The 18,289-nt window shown below is 67.7% G+C and carries 14 protein-coding genes; 11 read left to right on the top strand and 3 right to left on the bottom strand.

Features of this window, described 5'->3' with window-relative positions; all coding sequences use genetic code 11:
- Positions 1-595 precede the first annotated feature (595 nt).
- From BRAO375_RS28060 to BRAO375_RS28050, 3 genes are all read left to right on the top strand, one after another.
- Positions 596-811 (top strand): hypothetical protein, encoded by a 216-nt coding sequence (locus BRAO375_RS28060; RefSeq protein WP_139031494.1) that lies wholly within the window; start codon positions 596-598, stop codon positions 809-811.
- A gap of 195 nt (positions 812-1,006) precedes the next feature.
- Positions 1,007-1,234, top strand: a complete 228-nt coding sequence (locus BRAO375_RS28055; RefSeq protein WP_244423342.1) for a hypothetical protein — start codon at positions 1,007-1,009, stop codon at positions 1,232-1,234.
- 245 nt (positions 1,235-1,479) lie between these two features.
- Positions 1,480-2,304, top strand: a complete 825-nt coding sequence (locus tag BRAO375_RS28050; protein WP_009030813.1) for an SDR family NAD(P)-dependent oxidoreductase — start codon at positions 1,480-1,482, stop codon at positions 2,302-2,304.
- A 47-nt stretch (positions 2,305-2,351) separates the two neighbouring features.
- Here the strand turns inward: BRAO375_RS28050 and BRAO375_RS28045 are convergent, their stop codons facing one another.
- A complete protein-coding gene (locus BRAO375_RS28045) occupies positions 2,352-3,587 on the bottom strand; it encodes an NF038122 family metalloprotease (RefSeq protein WP_009030812.1) in 1,236 nt (411 codons plus the stop codon).
- Positions 3,588-3,850: 263 nt separating this feature from the next.
- On the opposite strand from BRAO375_RS28045, the gene BRAO375_RS28040 reads away from it, so the two are divergent.
- Both BRAO375_RS28040 and BRAO375_RS28035 read left to right on the top strand, forming a co-directional pair.
- Positions 3,851-4,801, top strand: a complete 951-nt coding sequence (locus BRAO375_RS28040) for an aldo/keto reductase (RefSeq protein WP_009030811.1) — start codon at positions 3,851-3,853, stop codon at positions 4,799-4,801.
- Between the two features lie 224 nt (positions 4,802-5,025).
- Positions 5,026-6,180, top strand: coding sequence for a TAXI family TRAP transporter solute-binding subunit (locus tag BRAO375_RS28035; RefSeq protein ID WP_009030810.1), 1,155 nt, complete (start codon positions 5,026-5,028; stop codon positions 6,178-6,180).
- 18 nt (positions 6,181-6,198) lie between these two features.
- On the opposite strand, the gene BRAO375_RS28030 is transcribed toward BRAO375_RS28035, so the two are convergent.
- Positions 6,199-7,656: a sensor histidine kinase gene (locus BRAO375_RS28030; RefSeq protein WP_009030809.1), complete on the bottom strand. Its 1,458-nt coding sequence runs from the start codon at positions 7,654-7,656 to the stop codon at positions 6,199-6,201.
- 3 nt (positions 7,657-7,659) lie between these two features.
- Positions 7,660-8,331, bottom strand: coding sequence for a response regulator (locus BRAO375_RS28025; protein ID WP_009030808.1), 672 nt, complete (start codon positions 8,329-8,331; stop codon positions 7,660-7,662).
- 441 nt (positions 8,332-8,772) lie between these two features.
- On the opposite strand from BRAO375_RS28025, the gene BRAO375_RS28020 reads away from it, so the two are divergent.
- The 6 genes from BRAO375_RS28020 to BRAO375_RS27995 all read left to right on the top strand — a co-directional run.
- Entirely contained in the window at positions 8,773-10,317 is a 1,545-nt protein-coding gene (locus BRAO375_RS28020) for a glycosyltransferase family 39 protein (protein WP_009030807.1), read from the top strand.
- Positions 10,318-11,108: 791 nt separating this feature from the next.
- On the top strand, positions 11,109-12,533 hold the full coding sequence (locus BRAO375_RS28015) for an SWIM zinc finger family protein (protein WP_009030806.1): 1,425 nt from the start codon (positions 11,109-11,111) through the stop codon (positions 12,531-12,533).
- A gap of 2 nt (positions 12,534-12,535) precedes the next feature.
- A complete protein-coding gene (locus BRAO375_RS28010; RefSeq protein ID WP_009030805.1) occupies positions 12,536-13,936 on the top strand; it encodes a DUF5691 domain-containing protein in 1,401 nt (466 codons plus the stop codon).
- 20 nt (positions 13,937-13,956) lie between these two features.
- Positions 13,957-15,060: an ATP-binding protein gene (locus BRAO375_RS28005; RefSeq protein ID WP_009030804.1), complete on the top strand. Its 1,104-nt coding sequence runs from the start codon at positions 13,957-13,959 to the stop codon at positions 15,058-15,060.
- Between the two features lies 1 nt (position 15,061).
- A complete protein-coding gene (locus tag BRAO375_RS28000) occupies positions 15,062-17,440 on the top strand; it encodes a DUF5682 family protein (RefSeq protein ID WP_009030803.1) in 2,379 nt (792 codons plus the stop codon).
- A partial coding sequence (locus BRAO375_RS27995) for a VWA domain-containing protein (protein ID WP_035642713.1) occupies positions 17,437-18,289 on the top strand: 853 nt, incomplete at its 3' end. The genes BRAO375_RS28000 and BRAO375_RS27995, both read left to right, overlap by 4 nt.

Raw genomic sequence — 18,289 nt, 5'->3', positions numbered from 1 at the left:
GCGCGCTGGTCTTAACGGCTGCTTCGCGCTCTCCCTGGGGACCGGCTTGTTGCCCCCATCGCCGGCGAGATGCGCAATAGCATCATCAGCCAGCTTGACCTCAGCATCGGGAGGCCAGGACCACGCGACTTGACCGTACGCATCAGGCTCGCTCGTCAGCCCGCCAAAGCAGAGCCCCGAGCCCGACACGTCCACCGCTCCCCGCCGCTACGCTCCGTGACGATCGGCCGAAACGCCCTCTTCATCGCGAACGGGATGGCCGGAAACATCGATCTGATTTGCCCGACGACACAAGCCGCGTGGCATGCGACAAACTGGCTCGACGGGCAGTTTGCGCATGACGACAATGCCGGAATTGCTCGACGAGCAAGAAAGCGGCGGTCAGCCGAGGCATGTGTGAGCCACTGCGCGGACCGACAAGCAGAAACCCTCTTGAGCGCTCTTGCTCGGCCCGCCCTGCAGCCGGTGGAGCAACTGCGATAGCTATCGGCAACGCGCTGCCGGTGCAGAAGCTCTTTCAATGATCCCAAGGCCCCGAGCACTGGAACACCCCGAGGTTCGCCGGAACCCTGGCCGGCGTGGCTGGTTGTTGGAGATGCCTCAGGTCGAGATCGCAAAGCCGCTCGTTCGAGCGATGAACATCTATCGCCGCATGGCCGGACACGATCTGGACCGGAGGATGCGGCGTGACCTCGCGCGGCACATTCGCGGGCTGGCAGAACAGGGGTTGCACGATCCCGGCCGGCTCACGGTCTATGGCCTGAGCTATTTGCGCAAGCTGGACCGGCAGAGAACGGCGGAGCCATCATAGGCGCGGATCGGCGATCTAGCGATATCAGACCCCCCGCCCGCCGCGGTTGAGATAATTTTAAGACACCCTTCGCTTTGATGGCGTTCTCGGCAGGCGGAGGGCTCGCAGGTGAAGTCTGTTACCAACTGGTTGACGCCGGCACGGTCGCGGCGGCTCGCATCCGCAGCCCTGACAGCGACCCTTATGACCGCGGCGATGCTGCCGCGCGCCGCGGATGCCAAGTCGTGCTCGCAGCAGGGTGAGGAATGCCGGGCATCGGCGAGAAGCAAGGTGTCCGCACAATACTTCGATAGGTACGTCAACCGATGCAGCGCCGAAACCAACGCCTGCATCGCCCGTTGCAAGACCGGGATCAAGGTGTTCGTCGACGTCTTCGACGGCTCTGGCAGCGCCCAACAATATCCGATCGACGAGTGCCGCTAGCCATCCACAGCAGATCGGAAGGCTGCCTCGCTCGTCTCCACATCGTCAGGGCGGGCTTGTCCCGGCCATCCACGTCACGCGACCTTTTCAACGGCGTGGAAGCCAGGGCGTTCGCCGCACCGAAGCAGCTAGGACCGGACAGGCGGAACGGGCCCGGACACGATGGATTGACCCATCGGCAGGGTTGCTTGTCGCGAGATGCTGATATCTTCAGACGATCGCTGAGGGGACCGGAGAGAGCCATCATGCCCACCATTGTCATCACCGGCGCCAGCGACGGCATCGGCGCGGCCGGCGCGCGCCAGTTGAAGGCGCGCGGTCACGACGTCGTGCTGGTCGGCCGCAACAAGGCGAAGACCGCGGCGCTCGCGCGCGAGCTGAATGCGCCGTTTCACACCGCCGACTACACGCAGCTGTCCGACGTCGCGCGGCTCGCGGCCGAGCTCGGCAATCATGGCCGGATCGACGTGCTGGTCAACAATGCCGGCGGCATCATGGGTCCGCGCGAGCTCACCGCGGACGGATTCGAAAGGACCTTCCAGGTCAATCATCTCGCAGGGTTCCTGCTGACCCGCCTGCTGTTGCCGCGGCTGGTCGCGAGCCGCGCCCGGGTGATCCAGACGGCGAGCGCCGCGGCCAACATGTTCGGCAGGAGCTTCGACGTCACCGATCTCAACAATGAGCGCAACTACACGCCGCTCGGCGCCTATGGCCGCAGCAAGCTGGAGAACATCCTGTTCACCCGCGAGCTTGACCGGCGGCACCGCGCCGACGGCATCGCCGCGGTCGCGTTCCACCCGGGCGTGGTGCGCACCAACTTCGCCAGCGAGACGACGCCGATGATGCGCCTCGTCTATCACTCGCCGCTGAAATACCTGCTTCCCCTCAGTCCGGCGCGTAGCGCGCAGCGTCTCGTCAGGCTCGCCGAGGGCACGCCGGGAGCCGATTGGCAGCCCGGCGCTTGCTATGCCGGACGGACGCCGATGACGGTGGCGTTCAAGGACGACGGGACGGCGGCGCGCCTGCTGTGGGAGCGAAGCGAGGTGCTCCTGAAGCCAGGGCTCGGCTGATCCCCGCTGCTTTCGCCTGATGGATCGTTGACCGGCCGCGTCCCGCTTCAGTTCGCGGAGATCGCATGCAGCTGCATCGCGAGCATCATCGGATCATGATGGGACTCGGCGGCATGCGACGCGTAGGTCGCGAGGTGGTCATGGGGCGCGCCGGCCTCCGGCGCGAGCGCGGCGGCCGCATCCGCCTGCGCATTCGCCAGCACCTGCGCGGCGCCGGCGGCATCGCCGAGCTTGGTCAGGCTGGCCGCCGTCTCGGCCGCTACCGCCGAGGCGATCGCCGCGGCCTGCGCCGGTGTCTGCATCGGCGCGGCGACACCCGCCGCGTGCGGGATCTGCGCCAGCAGCGCCTGGGTGTCGGGCGTCGAGATGTTGTAGCCGAGCGTCTCCAGCACGACCAGATCGATCGGCGACAGCGTCTGCGAGGTCGTGGGATTGTAGAACTCGTTCAGCGGATCGCGGGCGCCCTGGATGCCGGTGTTGAGGAAGTCGGCCGGGTCGGACATCTGGCCGTAATCGGCGATCTTGGTGATACCACCGTCAAGCGAGAAGTAAGCGGGAGGGCCGGACGCGATGTTGTTGTTGATCAGGTGCTGTCCCGGCTTGGTGAAATCGAACAGATCGAAGATGTCGAGATTGCCCGGCGAGGGCACGCGGCCCAGCGCATGCGACAGCTCGTGCAGCGCGACGCCGACCAGCGACTGGGTCGGGATGTCGGTGTTGAAGATGGCAAAGCCGTCCTCGGTGGTCGTGTTGTTCGGGTCGATGAGGCCGAGCACCTTCGCCTGCGCATTCGAGACGAACACCTGGGAATGGCCCTGAACCGCCCGCGTGGTCGGCAGATTGTCGAACACGGTGTCGCCGGCCGCCGCGTGATCCTGCAGGTCGGTTCGGAGCTGCGTGTAGTTGGCCAGCACGCCGTTGCTGACATTGGCGCCCGCGCCGCCGCCGGTGCCGGCGAAGTCGATGGCGAGATTGACCGTCGCCTGGTCGGTGATCGCCGAGGACAGAATGGCGGCGGCCTGCTCGACACCGGCGCGGAAGCTCTCGGGCGCCGCCGCGGCAGCCGCGTCGAACGTCAGATTGAAGGTGAGGCCGCCGGTGTGGACCGAGACCGTCTCCGAGCCGTCGGCATGAACGACCGGAGCCGAAACGGCCCCCGCCGGCAGCGCCAAGGGCGTTGCGGCCGCCGCCGGCGTGGTCGTGGTGTTCTTCGCCGCCGCACTATCCTGCATCATCAGGGCATCGGAGCTCAGTCCGAGCTGGTCATAGGTCAGCGTGTTCATTGGCCGGACTCCTTCCCCGCGCCTCACATTCTCATCTGCGAGACACTCGCAATGGGCGGACCATCGTCGGCAACTAAGTGCAAAGTCTGACGTCGTCGGAACCTCTTCGGGGCAAGCGACGTCATGGTTTGGATGCGCGGCGGCGGCCCCGCCATGCTCCCGCCGCGCTGGTCATGCGCGGCCATCGGAGGCAATCTGTCGCAGGCGTTCCGCCACACATCCAGCCACAGATTTTACAAGCCCTTCCGAATCGAGAGATCGTCATGAAGCATCGTCCGCTCGGCCGCTCAGGCCTCAATGTTCCGCCCCTCTGCTTCGGCTGCAACGTGTTCGGCTGGACGGTGGACGAAGCGGCCTCGTTCCGCCTGCTCGACAAGGTGCAGGACGTCGGCCTGACCTTCCTCGATACGGCCGACGTCTATTCACGCTGGGTGCCCGGGCACAGCGGCGGCGAGTCCGAGACGATCATCGGCAAATGGATGAAGCAGCGCGGCAACCGTGCCAAGATCATCCTGGCCACCAAGGTCGGCATGGACATGGGCGACGGCAAGGTCGGGCTGAAGGCCGACTACATCGCGCGCGCGGTGGAGGATTCGCTGCGCCGGCTGCAAACCGACGTGATCGATCTCTACCAGTCGCACAAGGACGACGAGGCGACTCCGCAAGAGGAGACGCTTGCGGCCTACTACAAGCTCATCAAGGCCGGCAAGGTGCGCGTCATCGGCGCCTCGAACTTCTCTGCCGAGCGACTGCAGGCCGCGCTGGACATCTCCAAGGCGAACGGCCTGCCGCGCTATGAAAGCCTGCAGCCGGACTACAGCCTCGCCGAACGTTCGGTGTATGAAGGCGCGCTGCAGCGGGTGTGCGAACAGAACGAGGTCGGCGTCATCACCTTCTTCTCGCTCGCCGCCGGCTTTCTCACCGGCAAGTACCGCTCGGAGGCCGATTACGGCAAGAGCCCGCGCGGCGCGCGCAGCATGCCGAAATATCTGAACGAGCGCGGCCTGCGCATCCTCGCGGCGCTCGACGCGGTCGCCGCCGAGACCGGCGCACAACAGGCCTCGGTGGCGCTGGCCTGGCTGCTGGCCAAGCCGTCGGTGACGGCACCGATCGCGAGCGCCACCAAGTCGGAGCATGTCGATACCTTAGTTGCGGCGACACAGCTGACGCTGACGCCCGATCAGGTTGCACGACTCGACGCCGCAAGCGCTTGAGTTGTTAGTTAGCCCCGCGCGCGACGCGACGCGTTGACGCATCGCATTGACCGCGTGCCGCGCGAGGGCCTCGATTCCCCGGGAATTCCAGCACTGGCGTGGAGTCGGTTAGGCGACTTTGCAGCGTCTTGGGCATCGTCACGCCAAGGACAAAATTCGGCCTGGATCGATTTGCTAAGTACACTGCCAAATTAGAATGACTCAAGGAAGCGTTGGGGGCAGCTGTGGCGCGTCTTCGTATTTGCGCATTCGTTTCGACAATCGTGCTGGCCGCTGCTGCCGGGTTCGGCAGCAGCGCAGAGGCGCAGCAGCAGCCGCGTCAAGCGGCCGGCGCGGCCAATGTGGGCAACCTGCCGGATCGCGAGTCGCTGAACTCCGGCACGGTCACCGTGATCACCGCGCCGATCGGCGGGCCGATGTCGGTGATGGGCTCGGACATGGCGGCGGTGCTCGACGAGGGCGAGAACCTGCGCGTGCTGCCGATCCTCGGCAAGGGCTCGGCGCAGAACCTCGTCGACATCATCATGTTGAAGAACATCGACATGGGCTTCGTCGCCACCGACGCGCTGGAATTCGTCAAGACGGAATATAACATTCCCGACATCGCGCAGCGTGTGCGCTACATCGCGAAGCTGTTCCACAACGACGTCCACATCGTCGCGCGGCGCGAGATTCGCTCGCTCCAGGATCTCAACGGCAAGCGCGTGTTCGCAGAGCGGTCGATCGGCCTGCCGGCCGCGAACACGATCTTCCGCCGGCTCGGCATCCGGGCCGATATCGATTCCGTGACCGATCCGACCGGCGGCCTGCAGAAGCTGATCGACGGCCAGGGCGATGCCTGGATCGCCTCGGTGTCGAAGGATGCGCCGATCATCAAGGGCATCAAGAACGAAGGCGGCCGGCTGCATCTCTTGCCGGTCCCGTATGACCGGACGCTGCAGGACATCTATCTGCCGACGTCGTTCTCGTCGGAGGAATATCCGAACCTGGTGGCGCCGGGCACCAAGGTCGACGCGGTCGCGGCGTCCACGGTGCTGATGGTCTACAACTGGCCGGAGAACAGCGACCGCTATCGCCGCACGGCGCGGTTCGTCGACGCGCTGTTCGGCAAGATCCAGGTGCTGCAGTCGCCGCCGCGGCACCCCAAATGGCGCGACACGGTGCTGTCCGCCCCGGTGCAGGGCATGATCCGCTTCAAGGCGGCGCAGGACTGGCTCGACGGCGCGCGGGCGGTGCAATCGCCGGCCTCGGACGGCAATCCGGCCGAATTCCGCAAATTCCTCGACGAGCGCAAGGCGCAGGCGCGGATGTCGACCGACGAGGCGGCGAAGCTCTACAGCGACTTCCTGAAGTGGCAGCGGAGCAAGGACGCGCGTTGAGCTCCGCAGGGGCCGCGCTCAGGCCGAGCGCGGCAGCGAAGCGGCCTTATGCGTTGCAGCGTGCCGGACGACGACAGACTGTCCTGCACCGCGCACGGAGGTAGCGCTGCAACGCTGGAGCCCGCTCGGCGCGAAGCTGAGCTCGACCGTGGTGCCGCCGCCGGGCGTCTCACGCAATTCGACGCCGCCCTGATGCGTGATCATCACCTGTGACACGATCGAGAGCCCGAGCCCCATGCCTTCGCCGCGCGCCTGGCCGCGCTCGAACGGCTGCAGCAACTGCTCGGGCTGATCCGCCTGCAGGCCAGGTCCGGAATCGACCACACGCAGACGCGCCGATGCGTCGACCTCGACGAGAATGGGACCGCCGGTGCCCGCATGCGTCACGGCGTTCCTGATCAGATTGGACAGCGCGATCGCGAGCGCAGGCTCCGAACCCTGGATCCAGACCGGCGCATCCGGGCCGGCGAAGCCGATCTCGAGGCCGGCCTTCAGCGCCATCGGCACGTGTTCGGCGGTGACGCGCCGCGCCAGTGCGACGAGATCGATCTCGGCGAGCTCGACCTCCTCCATCGAGATGCGCGCGAGCTGCAGCAGCATGGTGACGATCGATGACAGCTTCTGGTTCTCGCCGATGAGCTTCGCGCGCAGGGTCGGGTCGGGAAGCGATTCGAGCATGGTGCGCGCATTGGTCAGGGGCGTCCGCAATTCATGCGCCGCGTTGGAGAGGAAGTTGCGCTGCGCGGCGGCGGCCTGATCGATGCGCGACAGCGCGCGGTTGAAGGCCGTGACCAGCGGCAGCAGCTCGGCCGGCGCATCGCGCTCGGGCAGCCGCCGGCCATCCGGCACGCCGTCGATCATCTCGGCGGCCTTGGCCACCGCGCGAACCGGGCGCGCGATCAGCGTCGGCACGAACAAGAGCGCCGCGGCAACGGTGGCGACCAGGACCAGGATGATCGGCAGCGCGACGATGGTCGCGTCGGTCAAGGTGCCCAGCATCAGCTGAGTCGACGTGTAGGCGACGCCGCCGGTTTCGATCAGGACTTCGCCGACCGGCGTCGCGCGCACGGTCGTCATCCGCTTCAGGCGCCGCGTCTCGCCGTCGATCGCATAAGCGAGAAAGCTGGAGCCCTGTGCCGACGGATTCTTGTGCGGCCGCCATGACGGAATCGGCCCATAGCTGACCTCGCCGCTCTTGTCGGAGACGACATACCAGAATGTCGGAAAGTCCTGGATGATCTTGTCGAGGCGCGCCGTCTGCTTGACCCGGAGCTGGCCGCCGGCATCGCGCGCCACCGCCTCCTTCAGCGCATCGGCGACGTCGGCGGCGCCCCAGGTGCCGTCATCGTCGCCGCCGAAACGGATCAGCAGCGCGGCGGCACAGATCAGCATGATGGTGCTAAGCGCGCCGATCAGCGTCGCCGACAGCAACGTGATCGAGCGGCTGATCCGCGTGAGCTTCTGCAAGCCTCGCATCTCTCACTCGCCGCTCAAGAGATAGCCGAGACCGCGCACCGGCCGGATCGTGGCCTTGCAATTGGCCTCGCGCAGCCGCCGGCGCAGCCGGGACACATGCGCCTCAATCGCATTCGACTGGATGTCGTCGTCGAAGCCGTAAGCCGCGGATTCCAGCGTCTCGCGCAGCACCACCCGCCCGCTGCCGCGGACCAGCGCCTCGAGGATCGCGAGCTCGCGCCGCGGCACGACGATCGGCGCAGCATCGACGCAGACCGCGCGATTGACGACGTCGTAGCTGAGATTGCCGATCGAGACCATGGCGCCGCGGTCGAGAAACAGCCGACGCAGCACGGCGCGCGCACGGGCCACCAGCTCGATGGGCTCGAACGGCTTGGCCACATAGTCGTCCGCGCCCTCGTCGAGCGCACGCGCGACGTCGGCGGGATCGTCCAGCGCCGTCAGCACCACCGTCGCCGGGCTCGGCTTCTGCTGCCGCAGGTCGGCCAGCAGCTCCAGCCCGTCGCCGTCCGGGAGGCCGCGGTCGATCACCACCAGCTCGAAATTCCGCACGGCGATCGCGGCGCGCCCCTCGTCAAGCGTGGTGACGACGTCGGACGAGCCGAACGCGGCCGCGAGCGCATCGCCCAGCCAGAGCCCCAGCTGCGGATCATCCTCAACGACCAGTACGCGCACGTCATTCTCCCGAGACATCGACACGTGGTGCTCCTATCATTACGGACGGATTACAATAGGATTACGTCGATGGCGTTTTGATACCTTCCACTTGCCGTGCCGCTTTTGTCGTTTTTCCATTTGCACTTTCCCGAATTACGGTTTTGATGGCGCGCTCGCCTGATCGACCTCGGGCGGGCAATCTTCCCTCTCCTCACCGGGCATCCGGCCTGCCGACACCGACATCTTTGGTTGTAGAACACCGCACACTCTCAGCACTGCGGTTGCAATCGTATGACGCGCGGCAGGCACGAGGCCCGGAATGTCAGCGTGGCGTAATCCTCCCGGCGGAGACCACGTCCTCAATGGTCGCCGAGGAAACACGCATATGAGCCCGACGCATGATCGCCCGGATACAGCGCCGCACGCAGGCTCCGGCCGCTGTCCTTGAATAGCGTCGACATGATCCACGCGTTTGGGTTCTCGGCCGTCGCCGCACGATCCGACAGCGATCCGGCGGCATGGCGCCGCCCGCTGCTGCGCTGGCTGGACGGTATCCAGGCGGGCTGGGCGATCCCGCTGCTGCTCGTGGCCTTCGTCGCCGTCTGGACGATCTATCTCTGCATTGCTTATGCCGGCGCAGGGCTGCATCCCGACGTGCTGGAAACATGGACGTTCGGCCGGCAGTTCGGCTGGGGCTACGCCAAGCACCCGCCCCTGATGGGCTGGATCGCCGGCGCCTGGTCGACCGTGTTTCCCGCAACCGACTGGTCCTTTCATCTGATGGCAATGACCAATGCCGCGGTGGCGCTCTGGTGCGTCGACCTCGTGACGCGGCGCTTCGTGAGCGGCGACAAACGGGTCATCGTGCTGCTCTTACTGATGCTGACGCCGGCCTATCAGTTCCACGCGCAACGCTTCAACGCTAACGCGGTGCAGCTGGCGACGTGGCCGCTGGCGACCTACTGCTTCCTGCGCACGTTCGAAACGCGGACGATGCTCTGGGCGATTGCGGCCGGGATCACCGCTGCGGTCGCCGTGCTGGGCAAATACTATTCGATCTTCCTTCTGGTGAGCTTCGCCTTTGCTGCCGCGGCCCACCCGCAGCGCCGCGCCTACTTTACATCGGCCTCGCCATGGATCTCGGTCGCTGCGGGCCTCGCCGTCCTGTCCATGCATCTCCACTGGCTCATTGCCAATGATGCGGCGCCGATCCAGCACGCGCTGATGCATGCGAGGTCGGACCTCGTAACCTCGCTGCGCGATTCGCTGTTCTTCCTGCTCGGCCTCCTCGCCGCGTCGGCAGGGGCGGCCATCACCTGGATCGTCGTCGCCGGCCCGAGGATCAAGCGCTTCGGCGCCGAGATGGCCGAGCTGGACGATGGACTGCGACTGCTGGCCTACATCGCCTTGGGCACGATCGGCCTGCCGGTCGCCAATGCGCTGATCATGGGCACAGACCTGCCCTCGCTGTGGGCGCTTCAGGGACTGTTCCTGTTCGCGGTGGTGATCGTGTGCGGCGCGAGCTATCCGATCGAGCGCTTCCACACCGTCAACATGGCGGTGCTGATGGCGGGGATTGCCGTCGCGGCTGCGGTCATCGCGGCCCCCCTGCATGCGCTCTATCGCAACACGCACGGCTACGAAGAGGGTCGCACCTACTACCGGCAGATCGCGGGTGAGGTGACGCGGCAATGGCGCGAATGGACCGGGAGCCCGCTCGGGCACGTCGCCGGCACCGAAAGCCTCGCGCTCGCGACGGCTTTCTACAGTGCAGATCATCCCGTCTACGGTCCGCCGCCATCAGTCCTGTCCGGCAACGCCGCGAACGAGGAGCTCGGCTGGGTGTTGCTTTGCTTCCGCGACCAGCCGGATTGCATCGCAGGCGCGGAACAGGCCGCCGCCCGCGCCGGCCACTCCGTCAGACGGGAGTTCTTGGTACAATCGCGACTGCTCGGATGGGCCGGATGCACGCGGACTGTGGTGGCGTTGATGATGACGCGCTGACGACGCGAGCGGCGCAATGAGCATGCGGCGCAAACGCTGCCAGCGGAGCGCCGCGCCTTGTGCGAGCTGAACGGAGCGGCACATCATTGCAGGCCGTTCGGGCGTGTGGGGCTGGGACACATCCCGAACGGCCTGCCGACTGGACCTCTGACGTTCGAAGCCATGCGGCGCCAGCTCATGATGGAAGATGCCGCAGAGGGCAATGAGCCGACCTGATCAGGTCGAGTTCAGTTCCGCGACACCGGTCCAATGTCTTTGCGATCGGAGGCCACATCGGAACGGCGAGGGATAGTTCGCCGGCCCACGCGGTCATTGCGCGGCAGATGCCGCTCCGATCGTAAGGACATCTGCAAACTATTCTGGCGGCCTTACAGTAGCATTACGCAGAAGACGCGGTTCAACGTGGAGCTCACACGCTCAACTACATGGATAGATGGCAGCGTCGGCGAAAGGCGTATGCTATCAGCACCGCGTCCATGGCGAGCGATCGGGCATGAGGCCCATGCCCGACCGGGAAGAATTCCGAGACGTACCTCGCCGTGCCGAATGATCTCTTCACGGTGAAGCGGTGCCGATCCGCGTCGCGGCGACCGGCTGCCTCGCCCCCAAGATCGCCAGTAAATCGCGCACAGGAATTCGCAACCTTGTGGTCGGAAGGCGGCGAATGACGCGACCAGTCTCTCAAACGCACCGCGCCCTGAAGCTGGCGGTCATCGCGCCTGGATTGTTGTGCGGCTCGGCCGCCATCTGCTAGGTAGTGCAGATCGCGCGATCAGCCGTTGGGAGAGCTGGTGTCTCTGACACGCGAACGGATCGAAGGGCTGGCGCCCGACCAGGCCTCGCTCGGCGCAGCGCTGAAGCTGGTGAAGCCTGCGAGCTGGCCGGTGCTGGCCGCCAGCACCGACGCCGAGATGCTATGGGGCGAGTGCCAGGGCTCGGGCGCAACGCCGTACCGCGTCGTCACAGCCGCCGATGGTGGCGGCTACAAATGCACCTGCCCGAGCCGCAAGTTTCCCTGCAAGCACGTGCTGGCGGTGCTGTGGCTGCGTGTCGACAAGCCGGAGCGATTCGAGAGCGCGAGCCCGCCGCAATGGGTCGAGGACTGGAGTGCGCGCAGGCGTGGCAGCGGACGTGCGCTGGGCAAGCCCAGATCCGAGGGCGCTGAGACCGGGGCGCCCTCCCTCGATGCGGCATTGGCCGACGCCGCGACACCGGCCGCGGTCGATCCAAAGGCAGCCGCCCGTGCCGAGGCGCAGCGCGAGCGGATCAAGGCCGAACGCGAGGCGGCGATTCTCGCCGGGCTCGACGAGCTCGACCGCTGGATCGCCGACCAGCTCAACCAGGGCCTCGCCGACTTTGCCACCCGCGCCGCGGCCGCCGCGCGCACGCTGTCGACGCGCCTTGTCGACGCCAAGGCCGGCGGGCTGGCCGCGCGCCTCGATCAGCTCGGCACCGAGCTGTTTCGCGTCGGCGACGAGCGCCGCGCCGACCTTGCGATCGAGCGGCTCGGCGCGATGACCTTGATCGCCTCCGCCTATCGACACCAGGACCGCTTGCCCGCAGCGCTACGCGGGGACGTCCGCCGCGCGGTCGGCTGGACGGTGCGCCGCGAGGAGCTGCTGGCCGATGACACGGCGCCGCGCGTGAGCAGCGTGTGGATCGTCGCCGCCAATCTGTCGGAGGTGCAGCCGGACAAGCTGCGTCGTCTCGAGACCTGGCTCGTCAATACGCGGGAGGACGGCAGCCAGCCGCGCGCGGCCGTGCTGATCGATTTCGTCCCGGTGTCCGGCGGCGGCGGCGGCTTTCCGTTCGCGCCCGGCGACATCATCGATGGCGAGGTGGTGTTCTATCCCTCGGCCGCGCCGCTGCGCGGTCTGCTGGCGAACCGCAAGACGGCCGCGGTCGCGGCGTGGCCGCGGCCGCTGCCGGGACTTGCCCCGGCGCTGCGGGACTACGCGGCGACGCTCGCGGCGATGCCGTGGCTCGAGCGTTGGCCGTTGCTGCTGTCGGGCGTCACGCTGCGCACCGCCGGGAAGGGATCGCTCGCGATCACCGACACCGGCGGCGAAGCGATCGCGGTCGAGCGCGGCCAGCTCGATCAGTTGCTGCCCTTGCTCGGCCTCGACGACCTGTCGCTGCTGTGCCTGTGGGACGGCCGCGTGGCGCAGGTGCTCGCCGCCGACACGGCGCTCGGCCGCTGGCATCACGAGGACTGACGATGGCGAGCGTGATCGATCCGCAGACACACGCCCGGCTGCGCCAGTCGTTCCTGCTCGGCCTGACGCGGCAGCCGCCGACAATTCCGCCGGAGCTCGCCGAGCTGTTGCCGCGGGATCGCGAGCCGGCGCTGCCGCTGCTCGCGCTCGCCGCGCAATGGCAGCGCTTTGCCGGAACGCCGGCCCCCGTCGCCGAGGCCGTTCCGGACGCCGCGCGACGGCTGCACGAGGATGCGCGGCCGATCCTTCCAGACGCGGCACGGCGCGCGCTCAAGGCGCTGACCCGCAGCGTCGAGAAGTCGCTCGCGTCGAACGTCGTGCCGCTGGCGCTCCGCCGTGTTCACGCGGCGGGATGCCGTTTGCATCCATTCGACCTGCCGGATTTCGCTGCCGCCATCAAGGCCGAGGCCAGCGAGCAAGGCCTCGCCGAACGCGCGTTCCTGGCGCTGATCGCCTCCGACACGGATGACGATGCGGCGAAGGGCTTGGTCTTCGAGCGCATCACCGCCGAGAATTGGACCACCTTCCCGAAGGCGCAGCGCCGCGCTTTCGTCGCCGGGCGCCGCCGCGAGGATGCAGCCGCCGGGCGCGCGCTGATCGAATCCGTCTGGAAGAGCGAGCCGGCGCCGGTGCGTGCGGCGCTGCTCGATGCGCTCACGGCCCGCCTGTCCGACGACGACAAGCCGTTTCTGGAAAGCCTCGCCAGCGACCGCGCCGACAGCGTCAAGCAGCTTGCCGCGCAGCTGCTGGCGCGCCTCGCCGAGCGCGGGGAACACGGCGGATTTGCGGAGGCCGCGCGGTGCTTCAAGCGCACGGGCTCGCTGCTGGCCAAGGTCGGCCTCGGCTCCGAATCGACGCTGACGTTCAAGCTGCCGAGCGACGGCATGAAATGGCAGGAGACGGAAGCGCTGCGCGAGCGGCTGTTCGGCGGCGTGCAGCTCTCCGCGCTCGCCGCGGCAGTCGGCGCGCCACCGGAGGCGCTGATCGCCGCGCTGCCGCCGAGCGAGCAGCGCGTGCTCACGCTGCTGATGGATGCCGCTGAAGACCAGGGCGACGACGACATGGTGATGCGCATCATCGGCGCACGCCTGACGACCAGCGAACAGCTGCACGGCTATGCCTTGATGGTGCTGGCCGCGAAGGCCCGCCAGCCGCTGGCGCCGGCGGTGGCCGAGCGCGTGCTCGCGTCGGCGGGCTGGCGGAAAGCGGTGCAGGAGATCGCCGACGCCACGGTGCCTGCGGCGCAGAAGGACGACGGCCGCCTGGTGCTGATGGCTGCGCTCATGCCGTCCGCCACGATACCGGCCTTCATTGCCTCGCTGAACGCGCTCACGCCGGCATCCACGCGGGCCGCCAAGGACTTCGCCGAACTCATCGTCGCGCTGCCGAATTCAGCGCCCTGAAAACTCTCCGGAGCATGCCCATGACTACTGCCGATGCGAGCCCGAGCGACGCACAGCTGCGCAACTCAGCCGAGGCGCTGCATGCCCATGAGCTCGAGGCGTTGGCGCGGGAAGATACGCGGCCGCGGCCGGCGCAGTGGCGGCTGTCGCCGCAGGCGGTCGTCACTTATCTGATGGGCGGCCGCACCCAGGCGGGCGTCGAGATCTCGCCGAAATACATCGGCAACCGCCGGCTGATCGAGACCGCGGTGGCAACGCTCGCCACCGACCGCGCGCTACTGATCCTCGGCGTGCCCGGCACCGCGAAGTCATGGGTGTCGGAACATCTCGCTGCGGCGATCTCCGGCTCGTCCGAGATGATCGTGCAATGCACCGCCGGCACCGACGAGAACCAGATCCGCTATGGCTGGAATTACGCGCTGCTGCTCGCGAAGGGCCCGTCGCGCGAGGCCATGGTGGCGACGCCGCTGATGCGGGCGATGGAGGCGGGCCGGATCGTGCGCTTCGAGGAGCTGACCCGCATGCCCTCGGACGTGCAGGACACGCTGATCACCGTGCTGTCGGAGAAGCTGATGCCGATTCCGGAGATCAACGATTCCGTTCATGCGAAGCGCGGCTTCAACATGATTGCCACCGCCAACGCGCGCGACAAGGGCGTCAACGAGCTGTCCTCGGCGTTGAAGCGCCGCTTCAATGTCGTCGTGCTGCCGCTGCCCGCCGATCTCGACGAGGAGGTGAAGATCGTCACCAAGCGGGTCGGCGAGATCGGCGGCGGGCTGGAGCTGCCCAAGATCGCGCCGGCCGACCAGGAGATCATGCGCATCGTCACCGTCTTCCGCGAGCTGCGCGACGGCCAGACGCTCGATGGCCGGTTGAAGCTGAAGTCGCCCTCCGGTTCGCTGTCGACGGCGGAGGCCATCGCGGTGACGATCGGCGCCTGGGCGGAAGCCGGTCATTTCGGCTCCGGCGTGATCGACGCGCAGAGCATGGCCGCCAACCTCGTGGGCGCCATCGTCAAGGACCCGGTGCAGGACAAGGTCGTGCTGCAGGAATATCTCGAGACCGTCGTCCGTGAGCGCAAGCCGTGGGCCGATCTCTACGGCGCCATCCGCGACGTGATGTGACATGGCCGCGGCAACGCCCGATCGCCTGCATCTTCTCGGCATCCGGCATCACGGACCGGGCTCGACACGCGCGGTGCTGTCGGCGCTCGATGCGGCCGATCCCGCAATCGTGCTGATCGAAGGGCCTAAAGACGCCGACGAGCTGATCAGCTTCGCCGCGTCGCCTGCGATGGTGCCGCCGATCGCGCTGCTGGTGCATGCGCAGGACGATGCGGCCAATGCGAGCTTCTTCCCGTTCGCGGTGTTCTCGCCGGAATGGCAGGCGATCCGCTGGGCGCTGGCGAAGCAGCGGCCGGTCCGCTTCATCGATCTGCCGGCGTCGCATCGTCTCGCCGAACGCGCCAAGGCGGCGGAGCAAGAGGATGATGCGGGCGAGGCCACGCCGGAGCACACCGGCGCGGCCGCGCCGGATCAGCCTGAGACGATCGATCCGGAGCTCGCGCAGATCCGGCGCGATCCGTTGGCCTATCTCTCGACGCTGGCCGGCTACGATGACAGCGAAGCCTGGTGGAACGCGATCGTCGAGCAGGGCGCGCATGGACCTGAGATCTTTGCCGCGCTGGAAGCGGCGATCGGAGCCCTGCGCGAGAGAATCGATCCCCTGCCCTATCAACCTGCCGACGAGGCTCAGCGCGAGCTGCGCCGCGAGGCGCATATGCGCCTGGAGATCGCCGCCGCGCTGAGCGCACAGGACGGTCCGGTCGCCGTTGTCTGCGGCGCCTGGCACGTGCCGGCTCTCCGCAAAAAAGTCGCGAAGGATGATCGCGCGCTGCTCAAGGGATTGCCGCAGATCAAGGTCACTGCGACGTGGGTGCCGTGGACCGAGACGCGTCTCGCCGCGTCCTCGGGTTATGGCGCCGGCGTGATCTCGCCGGGCTGGTACGCGCATCTGTGGCAAGGGCTGCAGCACGAGCAGAACGCCGCGCTCGACGCCACCGGCTTCACGACACGATGGCAGGCCCGCGTCGCCGACCTGTTGCGCCGGAACGGTCGGCCAGCGTCGACGGCCGCGGTGATCGAGGCGTCCCGCCTGGCGATCACGCTCGCCGCGCTGCGCGACGTGGCGCTGCCCGGACTGGCCGAGATGCGCGAGGCGAGCCTGGCCACGCTGTGTGAGGGCGAGACGGCGCTGTTTCGCCTGATCGAGCAGCAGCTGATCATCGGACAACGTGTCGGCGAGATCGACGACAGCGTGCCGCAGATGCCGCTCGCCGTCGATCTCGCGCGCTGGCAGCGCAAGCTGAAGCTGAAGCCCGAGGCGCTCGACAGCGACATCGCGCTCGACCTGCGCAGCGAGGCGGGCCTTGCGAAATCGCAGCTGCTGCATCGTCTGGCGCTGCTCCAGGTGCCGTGGGGACGGCTGCAGGGCTCCGGCCAGAGCCGTGGCAGTTTTCGCGAGAACTGGCGATTGCGCTGGGAGCCGGAATTCTCGGTGCGTCTGGTCGAGGCGCTGGTGCACGGCACGACGGTCGCGCAGGCCGCCGGCAATGCCGCGGTCACGAATGCGCAGACGGCCACGTCGCTGAACGCCGTCGCCGCCATCGTCAGCGGCTGTCTCGAGGCCGGCCTGAGCGCGGCTGCGGAGACGACGATCGCGCTGCTGCAGCAGCGCTCGGCGGCCACCAGCGATATCGCCGATCTCACCGAGGCCGTGCCGCCGCTTGCGGAGATCCTGCGCTATGGCACCGCGCGAGCTTTGCCGACCGAGGCGCTGCGCCTGCTGGTGATCAGCCTGGTCGAAGCGATCTGCGCCGGCCTCGTCTACGCTTGTCGCAACCTGCAGGCCGACGTGGCGGCCGAGCTGCGTGGCAAGCTTGCGCGGCTCGACGCTGCGATCGGCCTGATCGAGGATGCCGGCCTGCGCGACGGATGGCGGCGCGCGCTGGCATCAGTTGCCAACGACGGATCGGCGCATCCCTTGTTGAAGGGGCTGGCGAGCCGCGCTCTCTACGATCACGGCATCGTCTCTCCCGAGCACACCGCGCTGGCCCTGTCCCGCGCGCTGTCCCACAGCGTGCCGACGCTCCAAGCCGGCGACTGGCTCGACGGCTTCCTTGGCCAGAGCGGCCAGGTGCTGCTGCACGACGAGGCCTTGCGCCGGATCATCGACGGCTGGCTGGCGTCGATCGACGGCGAGGCGTTCAATAATCTCTTGCCGGTCATGCGCCGGGCCTTTGCGAGCTTCGATCGCAGCGAGCGGCGAAGGCTGCTCGACGAGCTGGCCAGGCAGCGCCCGCTCGCTGTGTCGGTAACGGCCGATCTCACGCCGCTGCAGCCGCTCGCGCCGCTGCCCGCCCATGCGGCCGGGTTCGACGCCGCCCTGCCCTTGCTGCTGACGATCCTGGGCGCCGATCGGCCGATGAAGGATACGAACCGATGAGCAGCGATGCAGATGCGGAGCGCAACCGCCGCTGGCGCCTGGTGCTCGGCGGCGACGACCAGGCCGGCTTGTCGGACCGCGACCGCCGGCTCGATGCCGCGCTCGCCGGGCTCTATGACGCAGGCTCGGACGGCAAGCGCGGCGGCGGCCGGCGCGGCGGTCTCGGCGGCTCGGCGCCGCGGGTGGCGAGCTGGCTCGGCGACATCAGGGAGTTCTTTCCCGCGCCGGTCGTGCAGGTGATCCAGAAGGACGCGTTCGAACGGCTCGGGCTGAAGGAGATGCTGCTGCAGCCGGAGTTTCTCGCCGCCCTGGAGGCCGACGTGCATCTCGTTGCCGATCTGATGGCGCTGCGCTCGGTGATGCCGGAGAAGACCAAGGCGACGGCGCGCGAGGTGGTGGCGAAGGTGGTGAAGGAGCTGATGGAGAAACTCGAGGCGCGGACCACCGAGACCATCCGCGGCGCGGTCGATCGCCGCCGCCGCACGCGGCGTCCGCGCGCGAGCGACATCGACTGGCCGCGCACCATCGGAAAGAACCTGCGCCATTGGCAGGCCCAGCATCGGACAATCGTGCCGGAGACCCTGGTCGGGCACGCCCGCGCGGCGCGGCGGACCCATCTGGAGGAGGTCATCCTCTGCGTCGACCAGTCGGGCTCGATGGGCACCTCCGTGGTGTACTCCTCGATCTTCGCGGCGGTGCTGGCGTCGATCCCGGCGATCGCGATGAAGCTCGTGGTGTTCGACACCAGCATCATCGACCTCACCGAGGAGCTCGCCGATCCGGTCGAGGTGCTGTTCTCGGTGCAGCTCGGCGGCGGCACCGACATCAACCAGGCGCTGGCCTATTGCG

The organism is Bradyrhizobium sp. ORS 375 (assembly GCF_000239775.1).
GTDB lineage: Bacteria > Pseudomonadota > Alphaproteobacteria > Rhizobiales > Xanthobacteraceae > Bradyrhizobium.
Note: the sequence above shows the minus strand (reverse complement) of the source record. Positions and strands in the feature narration are given on the sequence as shown.